We start from the raw sequence: 17,907 nt of genomic DNA on the forward strand, positions 1-17,907 counted from the left end.
CAGCGGCACGTGTACGAGGCCACCGGCAGCGACGTCGGCCGCAGCGGGGTGCGACCGGGACGGGTCGGGTCGCACCCCGCTGCGTCCTCCTCGGATCAGCCGGTGACGGTGGTCTGGCTGCCCCGGTGCAGTGCGTCACCGGAGTAGGTGGCGACGACCGTGTGGGAGCCGCCTTGCAGGCCCTTGAGTTCCGCGGCGGCAGAGCCGTGGCTGAGGCGCACCGGGTTCCCGTAGGTGACGCCGTCCACGGTGAACTGGACGGTGCCGGTCGGGGCCGCTCCGCTGGTCGCCGCCGTGACGCTCGCGGTGACCGTCTCCTTGCCCTTGCGGTCCGTGGCGACGGTGGCCTTGGTCGTGGTGGTCTTGAACGCCTGCTGGGCGACGAAGTCGTGGAGAAGGGTCCGCCAGACGTACCACTCGTGCCCGCCGTTGACGGAGTCGTCCTGGAAGGCGATCCCGGCAGCCGTCAACGCGGCTTGTTCATTGGTGGTGTTGGCGCGGATCGGGTCCTGGATGCCGCTGCCGACCTGGAGTCCCAACACACCCTTGAGCGCGGTGACTTGCGCATCCGTCAAGGATGCGGGTGTACCTCCGGCGTTGCTCATCACGCTGTAGTAGCCGAACTCGGCGGTGTGGTCGAAGAGCAAGGTGTTCGCCCGCGCCCCGCCGGCCGACAGACCCGCGAACGCCCGGTCGGCGACCTTGTCGGAGACGTTGTAGTGGCTCTGGACGTACGGGACGACGTTGTCGAGCAGGTCGTCGGCATAACCGGCGGCGCCGCCCGGGATGCCGTTGAAGTTGGTCATCACGACGACCATGGGCTGGACCCTGCCCGTGGCGATCAGGTTGTCGAGGATGGCGCCCGCCGCCCCCTGGGTGCTCCAGTCGACCTCGTTCCCACCGGCTCCGTGGCTCAGGTACAGGGTCGGGTACGCGGCGGACCGCTTCGGGTTGTAACCGGGCGGGGTGTAGACCGCCAGGGGGTGCGTACCGACGGGCGCGGTGGACTGCGGCGACGGATAGCTGACGTCCGCCAGCCGGCCCTGCTTCCCGGCCGGTGCGGGAGCCTCCCAGGAGAAGTCGGCGGTGCCGAACCTGGGATCGGACGGGACGTAGACCTCGCTGTCGGGCTCGGCGGTTCCGACGCTGACACCGTCGACCACGTTCCAGGGCGGGTTCGCCGGGTCCGCCCTCTCCGTGCAGCCCGAACCGGTGTCGCTCGCGCAATTGACGAAGAAGCCGTACGTGAAGACGCCCGAGGGCAGCGGAAGGGTGAGACTCCAGACCCCGTCCTTGCCCTGCTTCAGGTCTCTCACCGGCCAGTTGGCCGCGACGGCGTTCGGGTACGCGATGGGGAAGTCGCCCCTGGTCCACTGCTCGGGCTGTACTCCCTGGGAAGTGGTGGTGGTCGTGTGAGCGGCGTCGGAGAAGGACCACTCCCCCTTGATCTGCACTCTGGTCGCCGTCGGATCGTCGTAGCGGAAGGTCACGGTGTACCCGGTGGGTCCCGTGCCCGTGTGCTTCACCACCGGCGAGAACCGCTGCGGGTTCGAACCCTGTTGCGGCTTAGGGCTCTGCTTGCCCCGGCTGTCGTGTTGCTGAGACTGCTTCGACGAGCCGGTGCCGCTCTTCGCCGGCGTGGTGGCCTGCGCGGGTACCGCGGTCAGCAGCGCTCCCGCGCCGAGCAGGGAGACCGCCGCCAGGTAGGCGCTGCCACGGCGGCGGTGGGGAGAAGCGGGAGTACGGAGTGAGCGAGGCTGGTTCTGGTGGATCATGTCTCACCTCTCGACTGGTTCCTTGCCGCCGACCGGTCGACCACCCCCACCGACACCGGCCGCCTTCACGACCGGAACCGTACGAGGGCATGCGGGAGCCCTCGCCGCACCGCCCGGCGGGGGCAGCGGCGATCCGGGGTGGTGACGAGATGCGGTCCGGCTCCCCAAAAGGACGGGCCGGACAATCAACTCAACACGACCCGCGCCCCTGACAGAGCGGGCCTGGCTCCGGGCGGCTCTTCTCCCGCAGCCCGTTCAGTGGGTGAACTCGGTGATCGGCAACGGCAGGATCTAACTCCTGCCGCCGTGCGACCGTCAATGACCGTGCACAGGCTGCGCGTTCGAGTTTCGTAGCCTCCTACGCTAAACCCTGGTCAGCGCTGTGGCGGAGCCTGTCGGCGGCCCTCGCGAGAGAGGGGGTCCAGAAGGCCGAGGGGCTCGCTACCTCTCGCCCCGGTCAACTCCCTGTCTGCCCGGCCGCTTTCAGCTTCCGAAGAGGGCATCCGTCTCCGGCCGTTCAGCTTCCGTACCTCGTTCCTGGGTCACGGCCCAGTTGGCGAGTGTGCGCAGGGCGTCCGCGGAGGGCGAGCCGACCGGGGCGGTGTAGGCGAGGAGGACGAGGCCGGGGTCCGGGGCGATGTCCATGGCTTCGAAGGACAGGTCGAGAACACCGGCCACCGGGTGGTGCAACCGCTTGGTGCCGGTGCGATGGAACCGGACGTCGTACGCCGCCCACCGGGTGCGGAACTCCTCGCTGCGGGTGGAGAGTTCAGCCACAAGTGCCGCCAGCTCAGGGTCCTCGGGGTTGCTGCCGGTGGCGGTACGCAGGACGGCCACCGCATCGTCGGCCGCTTCGTCCCAGTCCGCGTACAGGTCCCGGCCGCGCGGGTCTAGGAAGGCGAAGTGCGCGAGGTTTCCCGAGCCGCTCAGCACGTCGGAGAACAGGGCCCGGCCCAGCCTGTTGGCGGCGAGGATGTCCATGCGGTGGTTCAGGATTCCGGCCGGGGCCTCGGTCATCGCGTCGAGCAGGCGCCGCAGACCGGGGCGGACCGTCCCGGTGAGGGTGCGGCGCTCACCGGAAGGCCCCGCGTTGGCGGCTCGCCAGAGGTCGAACAGGTGGGAGTGTTCGGCCTCGTCGAGCCGCAGGACCCGGGCTACCGACACGAGCACGCTCTCGGAGACGCCGCGCAGGTTGCCGCGTTCCAACTGGTTGTAGTAGTCGACGCTCATCCCGGCCAGGAGCGCGACCTCCTCGCGCCGCAGTCCCGGCACACGGCGCTTGCGGCCGTATGCCGGGAGGGCGAACTGTTCGGGGGTGATCCGGGCCCGGCGGGAGGTGAGGAAGTCACGGACGTCGGTCTGCAGGGTCACGTCTCCAAGGATAGGCGTGAGGGCGCGTCCGGATCAGACGGGGGCACCGTCGACGATGCGCGGCCGGCCGTCCACCTGGCGCCAGACCGAGCGCATCATGATCGTGACTCCGTTGTCCCCGACGAGTCGGTTGAGCACGATCGCCTGCTCGCCGTCCGCCTCGATACTCAGGTTCTCGGTCGCCGCGATGACGGCGGGCAGGCTTCCGACGATCCCGGACAGGAACGGCCGCAGCACCGGAGCGAAGTCTTCCGTCACCGCCCCGATGTCGTTGCGCTTCACCGCGTCCAAGTGAGCCTGCACGTAGGGGCTGAGACCGGCCGTGTCCATCGTTGGTTCCTCTCGGTGGCCGCTCCCTGCGACCTCCCACCCATTGGGCACCACGGGGCGATCGGTGCGGCAGTGTGAGCTTTTCCCTGTACTGCGGGTACACCCCAGGCCGGGCCAGGGCAGGAGCGCCGAGTCGCCGTCCAGTGCCTGGCGAACGGTGGGCCGGCGCTCGCGTCGCGGGTCAGCCGGTTGTGCGGGGCAGTACCTGGATGGTGCCGCCCACCGCTCGTTCGCCCGTGGCGTCCGAGGGCTTGTTCACCAGTGCGCCGTTCACGGCCATGGCGGTGGAGCCGCCGCCGTCCAGGTTGAGTGCGTCGACGGCGCCGAGGGAGCGCATGAAGGTGGCGGCCTCCTGGAGGGTGAATCCCTCGCTGCCGCCGGACTGGCGGCCGTCGACCGTGGCCAGGATCAGTCGGCCCCCGGCGTCCACGCCGGCCATGGTGCGGGGCTGGCGAGTGTTCGCCCACGCGTAGCCGAAGGAGAGGTCGGCCGGGTCGACGACGCCCTCGGTCGCCGCGTCGATGCTGATCCGGCCGTCTTCGACCAGGGTGGGGGCGGCGCTGACGATGCTGTCGTCGCTGTCGAGCCGGACCCGTCGGCCGTCCGTGTCGCGGACGACTTCCTGGACGCCGATCCGCTCTCCTGTGCGGGCGTGGGCGGTCAGCCAGTCGGCGGCCGTTCCGATGCCCTGGAGCACGGTTGCGCCGGCCGGCACCGTGCCTCCGCGGGAGCCCACCGACACCACGCGTCCCCCGCTGTCGAGGACGACCTGCGTACCGGCGCCGGCCGGCAGTTGTGCGCCCCACTCGTCGGTGAACTGCACCATGTCGTCGGCCAGTTTGCAGGTGACGTCCTGCCAGGGGCGCTCGCTCGGAGTCGCACCCGGGCGGCCGCAGTCCCGAACGAGGCCGGGCACGCGGTTGATGCCCTGCGCCTGGTAGCGGTGGCTGCCCGCGCGCACGGTGACGTTCGTGGTCAGGTCCGCGATCCGCACGTGTCGGCCGGCGTCGGCGATGATCATCGCGGCCCGGGATCCGGCGGCCATCGACTGCAACCGGCCGTGGTCGGCGCTGACGCCCGACTGGGTGCCCTGGACGCCGTCGGCGTCGGCGGTGACGAAGAAGGAGGCGTTGACGCCGACCAGCGAACCGAGCTTCGTGGCGACCGAGGAAGTGGTCTCCCGCTGAGCGACGTTGCCGTCGTGGGTGCCCTCGACGGTGCCCGTGAACACACGGGGGTCAATGACCGCGACGTGCACGTTCTCCTTGTCGGCCGGCTGGTCGGCGTCGTAGCCCGTCCACTCGACGGCGGTGTGGAAGCCGACGGCCGTGACGGACTGGGCAGCACTCTGCGCCTGCGCCTGGGTGGCGTAGGAGCCGACCCTCACCCGCATGCCCATGACGCCGTGCGGGGTGTCGCTGTAGTCGGACCAGCGCACCGTCTCGGCCCTCGGGTCGAAGCCCTCCGCCCGCAGTCGCCGCACCGTGGTGCCGGCCCAGGTCTTCGACGCCACCGACGCCCACGCCGGGGCGCCGCTCAGTCGCCCGGTGGTGGCGGCCTGGACGGTGACGGTCCACACGGGTTCGGCGGCCGAGTCGACGATGGTGGCGCTCCGCACCCGCACCCCCGGCGCGGGTGTCCGCGTCGTCCAGGTCGGTCCGGCCGCGCCCGGAACGGCGGACACCGGGGCTGCCTCGGCGGCCTGCGCCGTCTCCCAGATCCCGCCCGAGGTGACGACAGCCAGCGCCACTGCCGTACTGGTCCACACCCGCGCTCGCGCGGTTGCCCGGCCGTTCGTGTGCGTCATGGCGTCCTCTCGTATCCCGCGGGTACCGGAGCGAACAGCCGTCCGCCTGCCAGGTCCTGAAGCAGCATCAGGTACACATCTCAACCCGCGTGCCGAGCGCCACGCCCGCAGGGAGACGGCACGTCGCGAAACAGTCGGTGAACAGTCACGCCGCCCGCACGGGAGGACAGCGCACGCGGCTACGACAACGCGTGCAAGATCCGATACGGGACGCCGAACACCGCCGCCGACCACCGCGCCGGGCCGGGCCGGCGGCGCGTGGCCCGGCGGCGCGTGGCCCGGCGTGCGTACGGAAGCCCCGTCAGACTCGGCCCGCCGACCCGAGGACGGCCATCAGCCCGCCGACCAGTCTGACGACCGCCGCTCCGGCGGCCATGGCAGAACCTCGTCGGGTTGTGCCCCGCCCTCGTGCCGCGTCCCTCAGAGCGAGCCCGAACTGCTCGTTCTCGACCGGGACCCTGCCGAATACGCCGCCCTCACGGCATCCACCACAGAGCCCGTCGGTCAGCACACCCCACACGCCACCGGCGAACCGCTGGGCCCTCCGCCTACTGTGCGTCGGGTATCCCCAGGGCGGCCAGGAGATCCGCGGCCAGGTCCTCCGCGAACACGGCGGAGGCCACGAACGTCTCTCGGACCGCCTCCTCGTCGGGCGTCACGCCTGCCGCAACAGCCCACGCCAGCGCGCCCGTTACGGCAGGCTCTACCGGAAAGCGCTCCAGCGGAATCTCGTAACCCTCCGCCGTCTCACGGTTGAGCAGACCCTTCCACCCGGTACCGTCCGGCGCCAGCGCCCTCACGAAGCCCACATCGCTGTCGAAGAACGACACCACTATCGCCGGCGCCCCCGTTGCCCTCACCAGCGTCTCCAGCGCGTCCCCACCGGCGTGGGCGAAACCCGCGACCTGCCAGCCCTCCCCCACGGCCCTGCTGTCGTCCACGTCCGAGAACCCGGCCTCACGCAGGAGGGGGTGCAGGTCACCCGAGTACCTGGTCGTCACTGATCCGCCGGAGTTCCCCATGGCGGCACGCCTTTCTACGTCTTTCTACGTCGTACGGTTCGTTTTCGGCCCAGGAACCTGCTTGGCCTGCAAGTTCCCAGACCCCGGTGCCCTGCCTACCTCACGAGCCGAGCGCTTCCCGGGCGTCTTCGTAGATGACCGGCAGCGGCGGCTCACCCAGCGATGCCATCCTCTTGGGCACACCCGGCCTGAGGCACGGCGCCAGGGACCGCCACACCTTCCTCGCCGCGTCCTCGTCGTACTCCTCGTGACGAGGCGTCGCCAGCAGCCAGAAGCCACCCGCACCCAGCCGCTCGGCGCTGTGGAACGCACCACCGGCCCGGAGCGCGGAGAGGCCACCCAGCTTCTCGCCCAGTTCGCTCGCGCAGATCGTCAACCAGTCGTAGCCGCGGAGGTAGGAGCGACTTGCAGGGACAGACTCCTGGGGCGGCCTCCAGGGCGGTCCGAGCCTGGATTCGAGGGCGGTCTTGCCGAGGCTGTAGGCGTAGGAAATCGCGCCGAACGACGGATCACACACCTCCGCGACGGAACGGACGAAGTCCAGATAGGCATCCTGGTCTGAGAGGAAGGTCTCCGAGGAGACCTGCAGACTGAGGCTGAACCAGTCGGTGTCCTCCAGCCGTTCAGCGGTGATGCGGCACAGCCGCTCCCCCGGCATCCCGTACCGGTCGAGGAGGGAGAACCCCGCCTCGACGACGAGCGCGCCCTTCCGGATGGAATCGACGATCCAGTCCTGGTTCTTCGCGGTGATCACCCGCGCGAAGGAACGGACACCCCGCGCCCCGGGCACCTCGGCCCGGAAGAACCCCCACATCGAACCGGGCTCACCGCACACCCCACCCCGGATCCCGGCCGGATCCAGCCCGGAACCCGAAAGAACCTGCTCCATGGCCGTCGGAAAGAGGGTGAGCGCACCGAGGAACCACCGCTCCACATGAGCCGTGTGCGTTCCGTCCGGACGGACCTCGAAATCGAGCTCGCAACGAAAATCATGCGTCCTCGCGTTCAAGGCACGCGCCCCTTCCCCTTGTTGCGGGTTTCTGATTCCACCCAGGACGGGCGACGGCGGTCCGGCCCGAGTGGGGAACGGACAAGACTCTCGCACCGTTGAAAGGCATCAAGGTCACAACCTTAAGGATCAGAGGGCCTGTTGGTCCCCGTTGCAACCGCACTCCTCCCACATGTTTCCTCAACGCCGGGAGGAATTTAAGGAATTCGACACCTGTCGGCAATGCGCTCCCGAGCCTCTGGCCAACTCCGCGCCCAGAAGGGCGAATTGGGCCTCACTCGGCCGTGGGCAGCGATACGCCGCCCTCGCGGAAAGCCGCGGACCTAAACCGGGATGAGGGTGGTGAGGCAGAACGGGTGGCCCGCGGGGTCCAGGAGTACCCGCCAGCGGTCCGGGTTGGGCTGGTCGGCGGCCTTGCTCGCGCCGGCGGCGAGTGTGCGACGTTCGGCCTCGTCGAGGTCGGCGACGGCCACGTCGAGGTGGAATTGCTTCGGCGTGCCGTTCGGCCACTGCGGCGGCCGGTGGTTGGGGACGCGGACCGTGACCAGGAGAAGGGCGCCCAGTTCGACGGCGCAGACGGTCTCGGACTCGACGGTGATCTCACCGCCCAGCGTCGCTGCCCAGAAGGCCGCGAGTGCTCGCGGGTCGGAGCAGTCCAGGGACACGGATCCCAGGCGTCCTACGGGTGTACTCATGTCGACGACTCCTCAAGTCGGGGAGGGGAAGAAACGGGTGCCGGTCGCGGGCTCAGACGTTGGCGTAGCCGGGGATGCCGGCCTTGATCCGCTCCAGTTCCGCCGCGTCGGAAACGCCCTGGAAGTCGTGCCGTGGGGTGTACGGCGCTTCGAGGCGACGCGCTTCGTCGTCGGTGAGGTCGAGGTCGAGGGAGGCCACCGCGTCGTCGATCTGCCCGATGGTGCGGGCGCCCACCAGCGGCGCGGCGACGACAGGGTTGCGGCGCAGCCAGGCGAGGGCGATCTGGGCGCGGCTGACGCCTCGGGTCTCCGCGACGGCTCCGACCTCGTCGATGATCTGGCGGTCGCTGTCGGCGTTCGCCTTGTAGAGCATGTCGGCGAAGCCACCGTCCGTGGCGGCGCGGGTCCCGGCGTTCGCCTCGTCGAAGGGGCGGGCGAGGCGGCCGCGGGCCAGCGGGCTCCAGACCATGGTCGCGACACCCTCGTCTGCGCACAGCGGCAGCATCTCGCGCTCCTCCTCGCGGGCGAGGAGGTTGTAGTGGTCCTGCATGGTGACGAAGCGGGCCCAGCCGTTGCGCTCCTGGAGGTGCAGCGCCTTGGCGAACTGCCAGGCGTACATCGAGGACGCGCCCAGGTAGCGGGCCTTACCGGCCTTCACCACGTCGCTCAGCGCCTCCAGGATCTCCTCCAGGGGCGTCTCGTTGTCGAGGCGGTGGATCATGTAGACGTCGACGTAGTCGGTGCCGAGCCGGCGCAGGCTGGCGTCGATCTCGGACATGATCGCCTTGCGGGACAGGCCGCCGCCGTTCGGGTGGCCGGGGCGCATGTCGTGACGCACCTTCGTGGTGATGACGACGTCGTCGCGGTCCGCGAAGTTTTTCAGAGCCCGGCCGAGGATCTCCTCGGACGAGCCGTAGGAGTACATGTTGGCCGTGTCGAAGAAGTTGATGCCCACGTCCAGGGCGTGCTTGATCAGCGGGCGGCTGGACTCCTCGTCCAGGGACCAGACGGGATGGCCGCGGTCGGGCTCGCCGTAGGTCATGGCGCCGATGGCGACCGGGGAAACGTCGAGGCCGGTGCGGCCCAGCTTGATGTAACGCACGGGGGAACTCCTACAATGACGACAGGGAAGCGGAGAAGTCTCCGCCTGCCTCTTCGAAAGTAACGGAGACCTCTCCGCATCGCAACCAGAGTCCGCTTCCCGACGCCCACCGACGCCCCACCGCCGTACCGCCGTACCGCCGTACCGACATCAGGAGGACCCATGCCCGAGGCCGCACGGCAGCGCGCCGACGCACTCAAGAACCGGGAATTGATCCTCCGGGTCGCCCACGACGCGCTCACCGAGTCCCCCGACGCCTCGCTCAACTCGATCGCCAAGCGTGCGGGCATCGGCCCCGGCACCCTCTACCGGCACTTCCCCACCCGCGAGGCACTGCTCCTGGAGGTGCACCAGCAGGGCATCGACCGGCTCACCGACGCCGTGACCGAGGTTCTCGCCACTCACCCCCCGCTGGTGGCGCTGCGTACCTGGTTCACCACCCTCACCGGCTACGTGCGCATCAAGCACGGCCTCGGCGAGGCGCTGCACTCCGCCGCCGCCCAGGACGTCATCAGCGCCTCGTGGCCCCCGGTCACCGCCGCCGTCCAACGCCTGCTCGACGCCTGCGTCGAGGCGGGCGAGGTACGGCCCGGCATCGACCCCGTCGACGTCATCATGTTGCTGAGCTGCCTGTGGCGTACTCCGGACAGCCCCGAGGGCGCCGCCCAGGTCGAGCGCCTCCTCGACCTCGCGATCGAGGGCTTCCGCCCATAGACACCTTGCGGCCGGCTCAACCGCCTTCAGGGGAGCCTTGGTTCAGCACGGACCCGGTCCGGGACCCGCCGGGCGCGAAGGCGACGCGCCGGGTCACTGCGCGGGCCTGATCCCCTACCGCAGGTCCTCGCCGTGCGCGGGCCGCGGAACGCCGGCGAGCCGTCCCTCCAGCGCCTCCAGCAAACCGGGCAGGTCGGGGGCAACGGCGAGGTCGTCCAGAGTGGACACGGGGAGGAAGCCGGAGTCGGCGATGCCGCGCAGGGCGCCGAGCAGTGGTGTCCAGAAGCCTCCGGCGTCGAGGAAGCCAACGGGCTTGCCGTGGAAGCCGAGTTGGCGCCAGGACCACACCTCGAAGATCTCCTCCAGGGTGCCGAGACCGCCTGGCAGAGCGACGAACGCGTCGGCACGCTCAGCCATGATCGCCTTGCGCTCGTGCATCGAGTCGCAGATGACCAGTTCGGTCACCCCTTCGTGCGCCCACTCCCGTTCGACCATGCCGCGCGGCATGACACCGATGACCTCGCCACCCGCCTTCAGCGCACTGTCCGCCACCACACCCATCAACCCCCGGCGGCCACCGCCGTAGACGAGACCGATTCCCCGCCGGGCCAGCTCAGTGCCGACACTGGCAGCCACTGCGGCGTGCGCCGGGTCGAGTCCGTTGGACGAGGCGAGGAAAACGGCGAGACGGCGCATGAGGAACTCCGGAAACGGTTGTGTCGAGCCCCTCGGTCTACCACAGACAGAACCGCGCTGACCAGGACTTTTCCAGCGAGACAGGAGCCACGAGCGGCAACCCCTCCAGGACGGCGGCGAGGCTGCCGGCGGCTAAACGGCGGGTCGAGACGGTCGGCGTCGAGACGGTCGATGTAGAGGCAATCGGTGTCACGCCGGGGCCTCGCCGCATGCGCGCGGACCACGTCCACTTCTGCGGGTTCCAGGTGTTGCCGTGCCGGGCTGGTGGCGGCTGACTGTCGTCCGGCGCGGCTGCACCATGATGCCGCGAGCGGCGCCCGGCCGTCACGACGGCGGCGCGGGCAGGCCGCCGGGGACTCCGGCGGCCCGGCCAACGCGCGGTGAAATGCGGCGAGTTGGGGTGGTCAGGTCAGCGGGTCTCGACGAGGACCTTCTCGATGACGACATCCTGCACCGGACGGTCGTTGCGGGGGTTCGTGTCCGTCGCACCGATGGCGTCCACGACCTTCCTGCCGGCGTCGTCGGTCACCTCGCCGAAGATGGTGTGCTTGCCGGTGAGCCAGGTGGTGGCCGCCAGGGTGATGAAGAACTGGGAACCGTTGGTGCCCGGCCCGGCGTTGGCCATGGCCAGCAGGTAGGGCTTGGTGAACGCCAGGTCCGGGTGGAACTCGTCGGCGAACTTGTACCCGGGGCCGCCCGTCCCGTTCCCCAGCGGATCACCGCCCTGGATCATGAACCCCTCGATCACCCGGTGGAACACCGTCCCGTCGTACAACGGCTCAGTGGTCCGCTGCCCGGTCTCCGGGTGAACCCACTCGCGCTCGCCCTTCGCCAACTCGACGAAGTTCTTCACCGTCTTGGGGGCGTGGTCGGGCAACAGCCTCACCACAATGTCTCCCTTGTTGGTCTTCAGCGTCGCGTACAGCTCTTCCGCCATGACGATCCCTCACCTTGGTGACCTACGGACCTGGCCAGTTTCCCGGCCGACCCGGCGATGCCGGGGGTGTTGACACGGCGCCTCACCCGCACGAGCGATGGCCGGGCTCGATCCCGTGCCGCGGCGGAACAGCCCTGACGCGACAGACGGCGGGCCCCCGAGGCGGCGGCGCGGTGCTCATCGGCGTTGCTCGCGGGGTGACTCACTCCGTCGACAACTCTCGCTCGGTCAGGGGACGTTGGGCTGGTGCGAAGCCGCCGCTGCGCCGGCTCGCGGACCCGGCACCGGCACCGGCACCGGCACCCTGCCGCCGTGCCCGAAGGGGTGCCCGAAGTTGCTCCCCTCCCGCAACTTCGGGCACCCCTTCGGGCACGGCTCGTGAGGGCGGTTGCCTACCGACGGGCTTTCGGGCTGTTCGTCAGGCGGGCGTCTCGGCGGTGGTGGTCAGGACTGCGCGGCCGAGGATGTGGCCGGCCATGGTGAAACCGAGGGCGGCCGGGGTGGCGTCGGCGGGGACGCCGATGGTGTCGACGTCGAGGGCGTGCACCACGGTGAAGTAGCGGTGCGGGCCGTGTCCGGCCGGCGGGGCGGCGCCGATGAAGCGGGAAGCGCGGGCGTCGTTGGGCAGTTGGAAGGAGCCCTCGGGCAGGCCCGAGCCGGTGTCGTCGCCGGCGCCTTCGGGCAACTCGGTGACGACGGCGGGGATGTCGGCGACAGCCCAGTGCCAGAAACCGGACCCGGTCGGAGCGTCGGGGTCGTAGACCGTGACCGCGTAGCTCCGGGTGCCGTCCGGGGCGCCGCTCCAGGAAAGGTGCGGGGAGACGTCCTTCCCGCCGGCGATGCCGGAGATGCCGGACAGCTGCTCGCTCGGCCAGGCGGCGCCGTCGGCGACGGTGGTGCTGACGACGGTGAAGACGGCCGCCTCGGGGAGACGGGCAAAGGGGTCGTTGGAGCTCATGGTGTCGCACCTCTCGGGTGGCTGGTGGGTGTGCCGTGGGGTGGTGGTGGCGCGGTCGACGGAGGTCCCGTCGAGGCGGTGCCGGGAAGCGCCGCGTCGCCCTTCCACTCACCAACGAGATCGACCATAACACTGATAATCGATTATCCAATCGATCGTCTATTGTGTAAGCATGAACTCGACGCCGCGTCCCGCAGCCCCAGCGGGAAAGCAGATGCTCTCCGAGCAGGTCTACGCACACCTACGCGAGGCGATCATGCGCGGGGACCACGCCCCCGGTGACGCCCTCAAACCGCAGGACCTCGCGAAGGAACAGGGGGTGAGTCTGGCCGTCGTGCGTGAGGCGCTCGTGCGTGTGGTCGGTGAGGGCCTGGCCGACCGGCTGCCCAACCGCGGCTTCGCCGTCCCGGCCTTCTCCGACCGACGCTGGCAGGAGATCGCGGAGGCCCGCAGGGCCGTCGAACCGGTCATGCTGCGCATGTCCGTCGAACGCGGCGATGTCGACTGGGAGGCCCGCGTACGAGCCGCCCACCACCGCCTGACCCGTACCCCTGCGTACGTACCGGAGGAGGGCACGCACTACAGCAGCGCGTGGGCGGAGGCCCACCGGGTCTTCCACCGCACCCTGCTGGAGGGATGCGGCAACCTCGTGCTGCTGGAGACCTTCGACCGCATGTGGACCGCGAGCGAACTGGCCCGCCGCTGGTCGGCGCACCGCAACCCCGACCGCGACGGCGCCCTCGAACACCGCCGGCTGGAGGAGGCGGCCCTCGCCCGCGACGCCGACACCGCGGCCGAGGTCCTGACCCAGCACCTCACCCAGACCGCGGCCGGCCTGACCGACTGTCCCCACCACGGGCCCCCGGCCGAAGCCTGACGCACGCCGTACGTCGCACGCCGGGTCGTACTACCGCACCACCGCACCTGACAACCGAGACCGGAGCCACCGCATGACCAACTACGAGGCGAGCGCGAGCCGTCACTGCCACAACGCCGTCAGCCCCCTGCACGCATGCACGTACTTCGCGCCGGAACCGGAGGACGAACTCGCGGCACTGGGACTGGAACGCGGCCCCATGGTCTACCTCGCCGGCCGCGCGGCAGCGCTCGGAGCCGTCGACGCGGGCACCGTCACAGCCACCTTCTACAACTTCAACCACCAGCACGTACGGCGGTACATCCCCGCCGCATGGGTCGTCACCACACCGGAGAAGGTGATCGCGGCACGTCTGCGCGGCGCGGATCGAACGCTGCAACGGCTGCTCGGAAAGGAGGCCCTCGTCTCCACGGAGATGGCGGAGGCGGCCGAACTCGCGCTGCACGCCACCGAGGCCTGCCGCCGGGAGGCCCGGCCGCTGTACGCCGCCCACGCCGACCTCCCCGTACCCGAAGAACCGCACCTGGCCCTCTGGCACGCCGCGACACTGCTGCGCGAACACCGGGGTGACGGGCACCTCGCCGCTCTGGCGGTCGCCGGGCTGTCCGGCATCGAGGCGCTGGTCCTGCACAACGCCACTGGCAAGGCACCTACTTCGGCACTGTTCATGCGGACCCGCGGGTGGTCCGCGGAGCAATGGGGCACCGCCCGGCGCCAGTTGTGCGAGCGCGGCCTGCTGGACGAGACGGGCGACCTCACACAGGCGGGCACGGCCCTGCGCGGCGAGACCGAGGTGCTCACCGACCGCCTCGACGCCGCCCCGTACGACCACCTCGGCCCGGCCGCCACCGCGCGCCTCACCGAACTGGCCGGCGGCTTCTCCGGCACCCTCAGGGCGGCGGGCGCCTTCCCCGCGGTGCACTTCGGCAAGGGCTGAGGTCCCGGAGTGCGGGGCGCTCGCGGCAACTACGGCCGCGTGAAAAGGACATGCGGCGCACGGCAACGTTCCGTTCTGGAGTCCTCACGCGCGGCTGCTTCGTGGCACCCTTCCAAGTCGTCGCGTTGGGCGCCCAGTTGACCGGCGACGCACTTAAAAGTGCTTCTCGAACCTGGAATCGGTAGGGAAGACCGCCCGAACGGTGTGGTGGTGTGTCGGCTACTGGCGTCTGCGGCGGATACGGATGGGCCCCTTCACCTCGGACTCGCTGACAGGGCGCCCGGACTGGGTCACCTCGACCTCGCCGGCCGCGACCAGCCGCCAGGCCGCTCGCCGAGCCGGTTCCATCAGCGCCCGCCACCCGTCGCCCTCGCCCTCGTAGACCTCGCGGGCGGCATCGGACGGGCAGATGGACGCGGTGTCGGCGCGGCGCGCGAGGAGGCTCAGCACGGCCTGCTCCAGCCGCTCCACCTGCTGTCTTTCCGTTTCTGCCACGTTCTCAGTGTGGCACCGTTCCGGGTGTGACGGCGGGCGCCGGCCACGAACCCTCACCGCCCTGCGCTTCGGGTACGGCCGGCCTCGGCGGCGAGGGGCCTCTCGGCGGCGTGCACGGGGAACTCAGCCGATCGCGGCGAGGTAGTCCTTCACCGCCGTGAGGTCCCCGGCGTCGGAGAGCAGGCCCACCTGGCCGTCGGGACGGATCAGCACGAGGGTACGGTCACCCGCGTGGTACGCGTCGGCCAAGTGGTGCTCGCTGTCAGCCAGTTCACCGGGGGCGCTCGGGTGCTCGACGACGCGGAGAGTCGTAAGCGGCGCGGACGAAGAGGTCTCGCGCACGGACGCGGTGTCGGGGTCGGACTCCGTCGCCGAACCGAAGTCCAGCAGGGTGAAGCGTCCTCCGCGTGTCAGGTCGTAGAGTCGGCGTTCGCCCTCGACCGTCCTGAGGCCGGTCGCGTCCGGAGCGCGGTCGCCGGCCCGGAGGGGCGCGGGGCCGGAAGGGCTGTCGCCGTCGTGGCGGTCGTCGCGAGACAGCGAGGAATCCCGGTAGGCCACGTCGAACTGCATCGTCGTGGCATCGCTCCGGGTGGGAATGCCCTTCTCTTCGAGGGTCTGCTTCAGCCGTGCGTCCGAGAGCGCGAGGACACCGGCGGCGACCGGCCGGCGTTCGGCCTCGTAGGTGTCGAGCAGGGCCGACGAAGCGCCGGCTGCGACCCGTGCGAGCTTCCAGCCGAGGTTGTGGGCGTCCTGGATGCCGGTGTTCATTCCCTGGCCTCCGGCCGGTGAGTGGATGTGCGCGGCGTCGCCCGCCAGCAGTACGCACCCCGCACGGTAGCGGTCGGCGAGGCGGACGTTGGCGCGCCACAGGGACGACCACCGCGTCCCCAGCAGGCGGACGTCGGCGCGGCCACTGCGGCGTTCCAGGATCGTCTGCATGTTCGCCAGACCGAGGTCCGGTTCCTGTCCCGGTGCGATGCCGGCCTGGTACTGGAAGGCATCGGTCGAGGGCAGCGGGCAGAGGTTGACCATGCCTTCCTCGTGGCGCCACATGTGCCACGCGTCCCGGTCCAGTCCGTCGACCTCGACGTCCGCGACGATCATGCGCACTTCGGCGCGGGTCTCCCCCTCGAAGGCGATGCCCGCCTGCTTGCGGACCGTGCTGTGGCCACCGTCGCAGCCGACCAGCCAGCGGGCGACGACGGTGCTGCCGGCACCCGGCGAGTCCTGTGCAGCCAGCTCCGCCGAGACCCCCGCGTCCGATTGCTGGAAGGCGACGAGAGTGGTGCCGAACTCGACGGCCCCGCCGAGTTCCGCCAGCCGCAGTCGCAAGGCCTCCTCGGTTCGCCACTCCGGCGTGATCAGACTCGCGGGGTAGGGGCGGTCCGGACGGTCCGGTCCCGCTTCCGCGTTGCTCACGGTCACCTCCCCGTCCAGGCCGGTGGACCTGATCGGCATCGCCGTCCGACCGTGGGCGAGCACGCGGTCGACGATTCCGAGGTTGTCGAACACCTCCAGGGTGCGCGGCTGCAGCCCCTTGCCGCGTGAGCCGGACTGCGGGCCGGGCGAGGCCTCGATCAACCGGAAGGAGACACCCCGGCGCGCGAGTTCGCAGGCCAGGGTGAGGCCGGTCGGTCCCGCGCCGACAATCAGCACGTCCGGCGAATCCGCGGCAGGTGCCGGGTTGGTCGCGGTCTTGTCGGGCATCGGACCCACTCCGATCCAAGATAGGAATAGCTTTCTATCCACGGTAGAAGGGCTTGCTAAGAAAGGCAAACCTTTCTATCGTGGCTGAGTGGTCACAGATGCTTCCGAACCCGTCCGCCGGCGCCGACACGGCAAGGAGCTGGAGTCGGCGCTCCTCGTCGCGGGCTGGGACGAACTCGTCGAGGCCGGCTACGCACGCATGACAATGGAATCCGTCGCGATCCGGGCCCGCACAAGCGAAGCCGTGCTCTACCGGCGCTGGGCGAACAAGGAGCAGCTCGTCCTCGCCGCGATCGAGCACCACCGCAACGCCCACCCGGTCGCGGTCCCCGACACCGGCGCCCTGCGCAGCGACCTGATCGCACAGTTGACATCCCTGGGAACCGCCCTCGCCGGTTACTTCGCCATCGTCGCCGCGGCGTCCTTCTCCGGACTGCTGACCGACACCGGCCTCACTCCCGCGCAGGCCCGCGACAAGATCCTGGAGGCGCAGCCTCTCCCCGCTCTCCGCCCCCTCTACCAACGCGCCCACGACCGCGGGGAGATCGACCTAGGCAGCATCCCGGCGACCGTGCTGGCCATGCCGTTCGACCTGCTGCGGCACGACCTGCTCATGGACCTGGAACCGCCCGCGCCCGCACGGGTGAGATCGATCGTCGACGAGCTGTTCCTGCCACTCGTGCACGCCCGCGGAACCTCCTGAGCTCCGCCCACGACACAGCCGCTGCTCAACGACGCGTGGACGCGTGTGGCCCGCGGTGGGTGGGACCACACCACGGCAGCGGTACGGCGCCGAACGCTCCTTGGGTCCGGACCGTGGAGGGGCCCCGCGGCCCTCGCCACCGGCTCTCGCCCCGCCGCCCTGGCTTCCGCTCGCGGACAGCGAGGACCGTCCGCTCTGCCCGGACCCAGGCTTGGGCCGGTTACGGGCGTGGCCTGGTTACGGGCGTGGGCCGGCGCCGGGACGTCGGCCTTGCAGTCCGGGGTTTTCGATGCGGAGGCTGGAACGACGCGGCGTTGCACGTGAGTTCAAGGCCGGGAAACCGCTGGACAGCGGCTGATGCGGCGTTCCACGGGCCGGCGTCCCGGGGCCGAGGGATGCGGCGGCGCGGCATCTCAAGGAGCCGTGCCCGGGGAGAAGATGAGCCACGGCGCAGACAGGGCCCGGCGGCGGTGGGAGGCTTGGGGAGCCGGTCGCCGCCGGAATGCGACGGCGACCGGGAGCCCGAGGCACCGGCGCTGTCCGGCGGCCTCGCGCTCGCCCTCTTGGGGACTGCGGGACCGCGGGAGTTGTCCCGCAGGCACACCCGCCGAGGGCCGAAGGCTGGAGCCGCGTTGTCGGCGATGCGGCTCCAGCCGGGTCGGGCTGGACTGTCACAGCTCGGGGACCGGGAGCCGCGAGGGGCGGGCCGTGAAGCCCGACGTCCCTCTGCGGCGAGAGTAGTGAAGGCCCCCCGCTGAGGGGAAGACCATGT

Annotated in this window: 17 protein-coding genes; 4 read left to right on the forward strand and 13 right to left on the reverse strand. The window is 70.5% G+C overall.

The annotated features are described in order from the left end of the window. Nucleotides 1–95 precede the first annotated feature (95 nt). From ACFZA0_RS25825 to ACFZA0_RS25860, 8 genes are all read right to left on the reverse strand, one after another. Nucleotides 96–1,775 (reverse strand): alpha/beta hydrolase-fold protein, encoded by a 1,680-nt coding sequence (locus tag ACFZA0_RS25825; RefSeq protein WP_391021152.1) that lies wholly within the window; start codon nt 1,773–1,775, stop codon nt 96–98. A 483-nt stretch (nt 1,776–2,258) separates the two neighbouring features. Then, nucleotides 2,259–3,146: a helix-turn-helix domain-containing protein gene (locus ACFZA0_RS25830; protein WP_391021155.1), complete on the reverse strand. Its 888-nt coding sequence runs from the start codon at nt 3,144–3,146 to the stop codon at nt 2,259–2,261. Nucleotides 3,147–3,179: 33 nt separating this feature from the next. Then, nucleotides 3,180–3,476, reverse strand: a complete 297-nt coding sequence (locus tag ACFZA0_RS25835) for a hypothetical protein (protein ID WP_391021157.1) — start codon at nt 3,474–3,476, stop codon at nt 3,180–3,182. Nucleotides 3,477–3,657: 181 nt separating this feature from the next. Continuing rightward, complete coding sequence (locus tag ACFZA0_RS25840) at nt 3,658–5,283, reverse strand: phosphodiester glycosidase family protein (RefSeq protein WP_391021159.1); 1,626 nt, start codon at nt 5,281–5,283, stop codon at nt 3,658–3,660. Nucleotides 5,284–5,831: 548 nt separating this feature from the next. Then, nucleotides 5,832–6,305 (reverse strand): hypothetical protein, encoded by a 474-nt coding sequence (locus ACFZA0_RS25845; RefSeq protein ID WP_391021161.1) that lies wholly within the window; start codon nt 6,303–6,305, stop codon nt 5,832–5,834. A 100-nt stretch (nt 6,306–6,405) separates the two neighbouring features. Further along, on the reverse strand, nt 6,406–7,314 hold the full coding sequence (locus tag ACFZA0_RS25850) for a hypothetical protein (protein ID WP_391021163.1): 909 nt from the start codon (nt 7,312–7,314) through the stop codon (nt 6,406–6,408). A 323-nt stretch (nt 7,315–7,637) separates the two neighbouring features. Further along, nucleotides 7,638–8,009 carry a VOC family protein gene (locus ACFZA0_RS25855; RefSeq protein ID WP_391021164.1) on the reverse strand — a complete coding sequence of 124 codons (372 nt, stop codon included), beginning with the start codon at nt 8,007–8,009 and terminating at the stop codon, nt 7,638–7,640. 52 nt (nt 8,010–8,061) lie between these two features. After that, nucleotides 8,062–9,111, reverse strand: a complete 1,050-nt coding sequence (locus ACFZA0_RS25860) for an aldo/keto reductase (RefSeq protein ID WP_391021166.1) — start codon at nt 9,109–9,111, stop codon at nt 8,062–8,064. 162 nt (nt 9,112–9,273) lie between these two features. Here ACFZA0_RS25860 and ACFZA0_RS25865 point away from each other — a divergent pair, with 162 nt between their 5' ends. Then, nucleotides 9,274–9,825, forward strand: coding sequence for a TetR family transcriptional regulator (locus ACFZA0_RS25865; protein ID WP_391021168.1), 552 nt, complete (start codon nt 9,274–9,276; stop codon nt 9,823–9,825). 114 nt (nt 9,826–9,939) lie between these two features. On the opposite strand, the gene ACFZA0_RS25870 is transcribed toward ACFZA0_RS25865, so the two are convergent. The 3 genes from ACFZA0_RS25870 to ACFZA0_RS25880 all read right to left on the reverse strand — a co-directional run bounded on the left by ACFZA0_RS25870 (nt 9,940) and on the right by ACFZA0_RS25880 (nt 12,416). Further along, the gene (locus ACFZA0_RS25870; protein ID WP_391021170.1) at nt 9,940–10,521 is read right to left on the reverse strand and encodes a TIGR00730 family Rossman fold protein; all 582 of its coding nucleotides are present in this window, start codon (nt 10,519–10,521) and stop codon (nt 9,940–9,942) included. A gap of 409 nt (nt 10,522–10,930) precedes the next feature. Next, nucleotides 10,931–11,458: a peptidylprolyl isomerase gene (locus tag ACFZA0_RS25875; protein WP_391021172.1), complete on the reverse strand. Its 528-nt coding sequence runs from the start codon at nt 11,456–11,458 to the stop codon at nt 10,931–10,933. 418 nt (nt 11,459–11,876) lie between these two features. Continuing rightward, nucleotides 11,877–12,416 carry a YbhB/YbcL family Raf kinase inhibitor-like protein gene (locus ACFZA0_RS25880; protein WP_391021174.1) on the reverse strand — a complete coding sequence of 180 codons (540 nt, stop codon included), beginning with the start codon at nt 12,414–12,416 and terminating at the stop codon, nt 11,877–11,879. A gap of 172 nt (nt 12,417–12,588) precedes the next feature. On the opposite strand from ACFZA0_RS25880, the gene ACFZA0_RS25885 reads away from it, so the two are divergent. Next, a complete protein-coding gene (locus tag ACFZA0_RS25885) occupies nt 12,589–13,293 on the forward strand; it encodes an FCD domain-containing protein (protein WP_391021176.1) in 705 nt (234 codons plus the stop codon). Nucleotides 13,294–13,366: 73 nt separating this feature from the next. Then, complete coding sequence (locus ACFZA0_RS25890) at nt 13,367–14,230, forward strand: hypothetical protein (RefSeq protein WP_391021178.1); 864 nt, start codon at nt 13,367–13,369, stop codon at nt 14,228–14,230. A gap of 219 nt (nt 14,231–14,449) precedes the next feature. On the opposite strand, the gene ACFZA0_RS25895 is transcribed toward ACFZA0_RS25890, so the two are convergent. Further along, nucleotides 14,450–14,725, reverse strand: coding sequence for a DUF3253 domain-containing protein (locus ACFZA0_RS25895; protein ID WP_391021180.1), 276 nt, complete (start codon nt 14,723–14,725; stop codon nt 14,450–14,452). A 123-nt stretch (nt 14,726–14,848) separates the two neighbouring features. Continuing rightward, nucleotides 14,849–16,432, reverse strand: coding sequence for an FAD-dependent oxidoreductase (locus ACFZA0_RS25900; protein WP_391021182.1), 1,584 nt, complete (start codon nt 16,430–16,432; stop codon nt 14,849–14,851). 88 nt (nt 16,433–16,520) lie between these two features. Here ACFZA0_RS25900 and ACFZA0_RS25905 point away from each other — a divergent pair, with 88 nt between their 5' ends. Further along, nucleotides 16,521–17,135, forward strand: a complete 615-nt coding sequence (locus ACFZA0_RS25905; RefSeq protein WP_391021184.1) for a TetR/AcrR family transcriptional regulator C-terminal ligand-binding domain-containing protein — start codon at nt 16,521–16,523, stop codon at nt 17,133–17,135. The last annotated feature ends 772 nt before the right edge of the window (nt 17,136–17,907 follow it).

The sequence above is a fragment of the Streptomyces sp. NPDC008150 genome (assembly GCF_042956945.1).
Classification (GTDB): Bacteria; Actinomycetota; Actinomycetes; order Streptomycetales; family Streptomycetaceae; genus Streptomyces.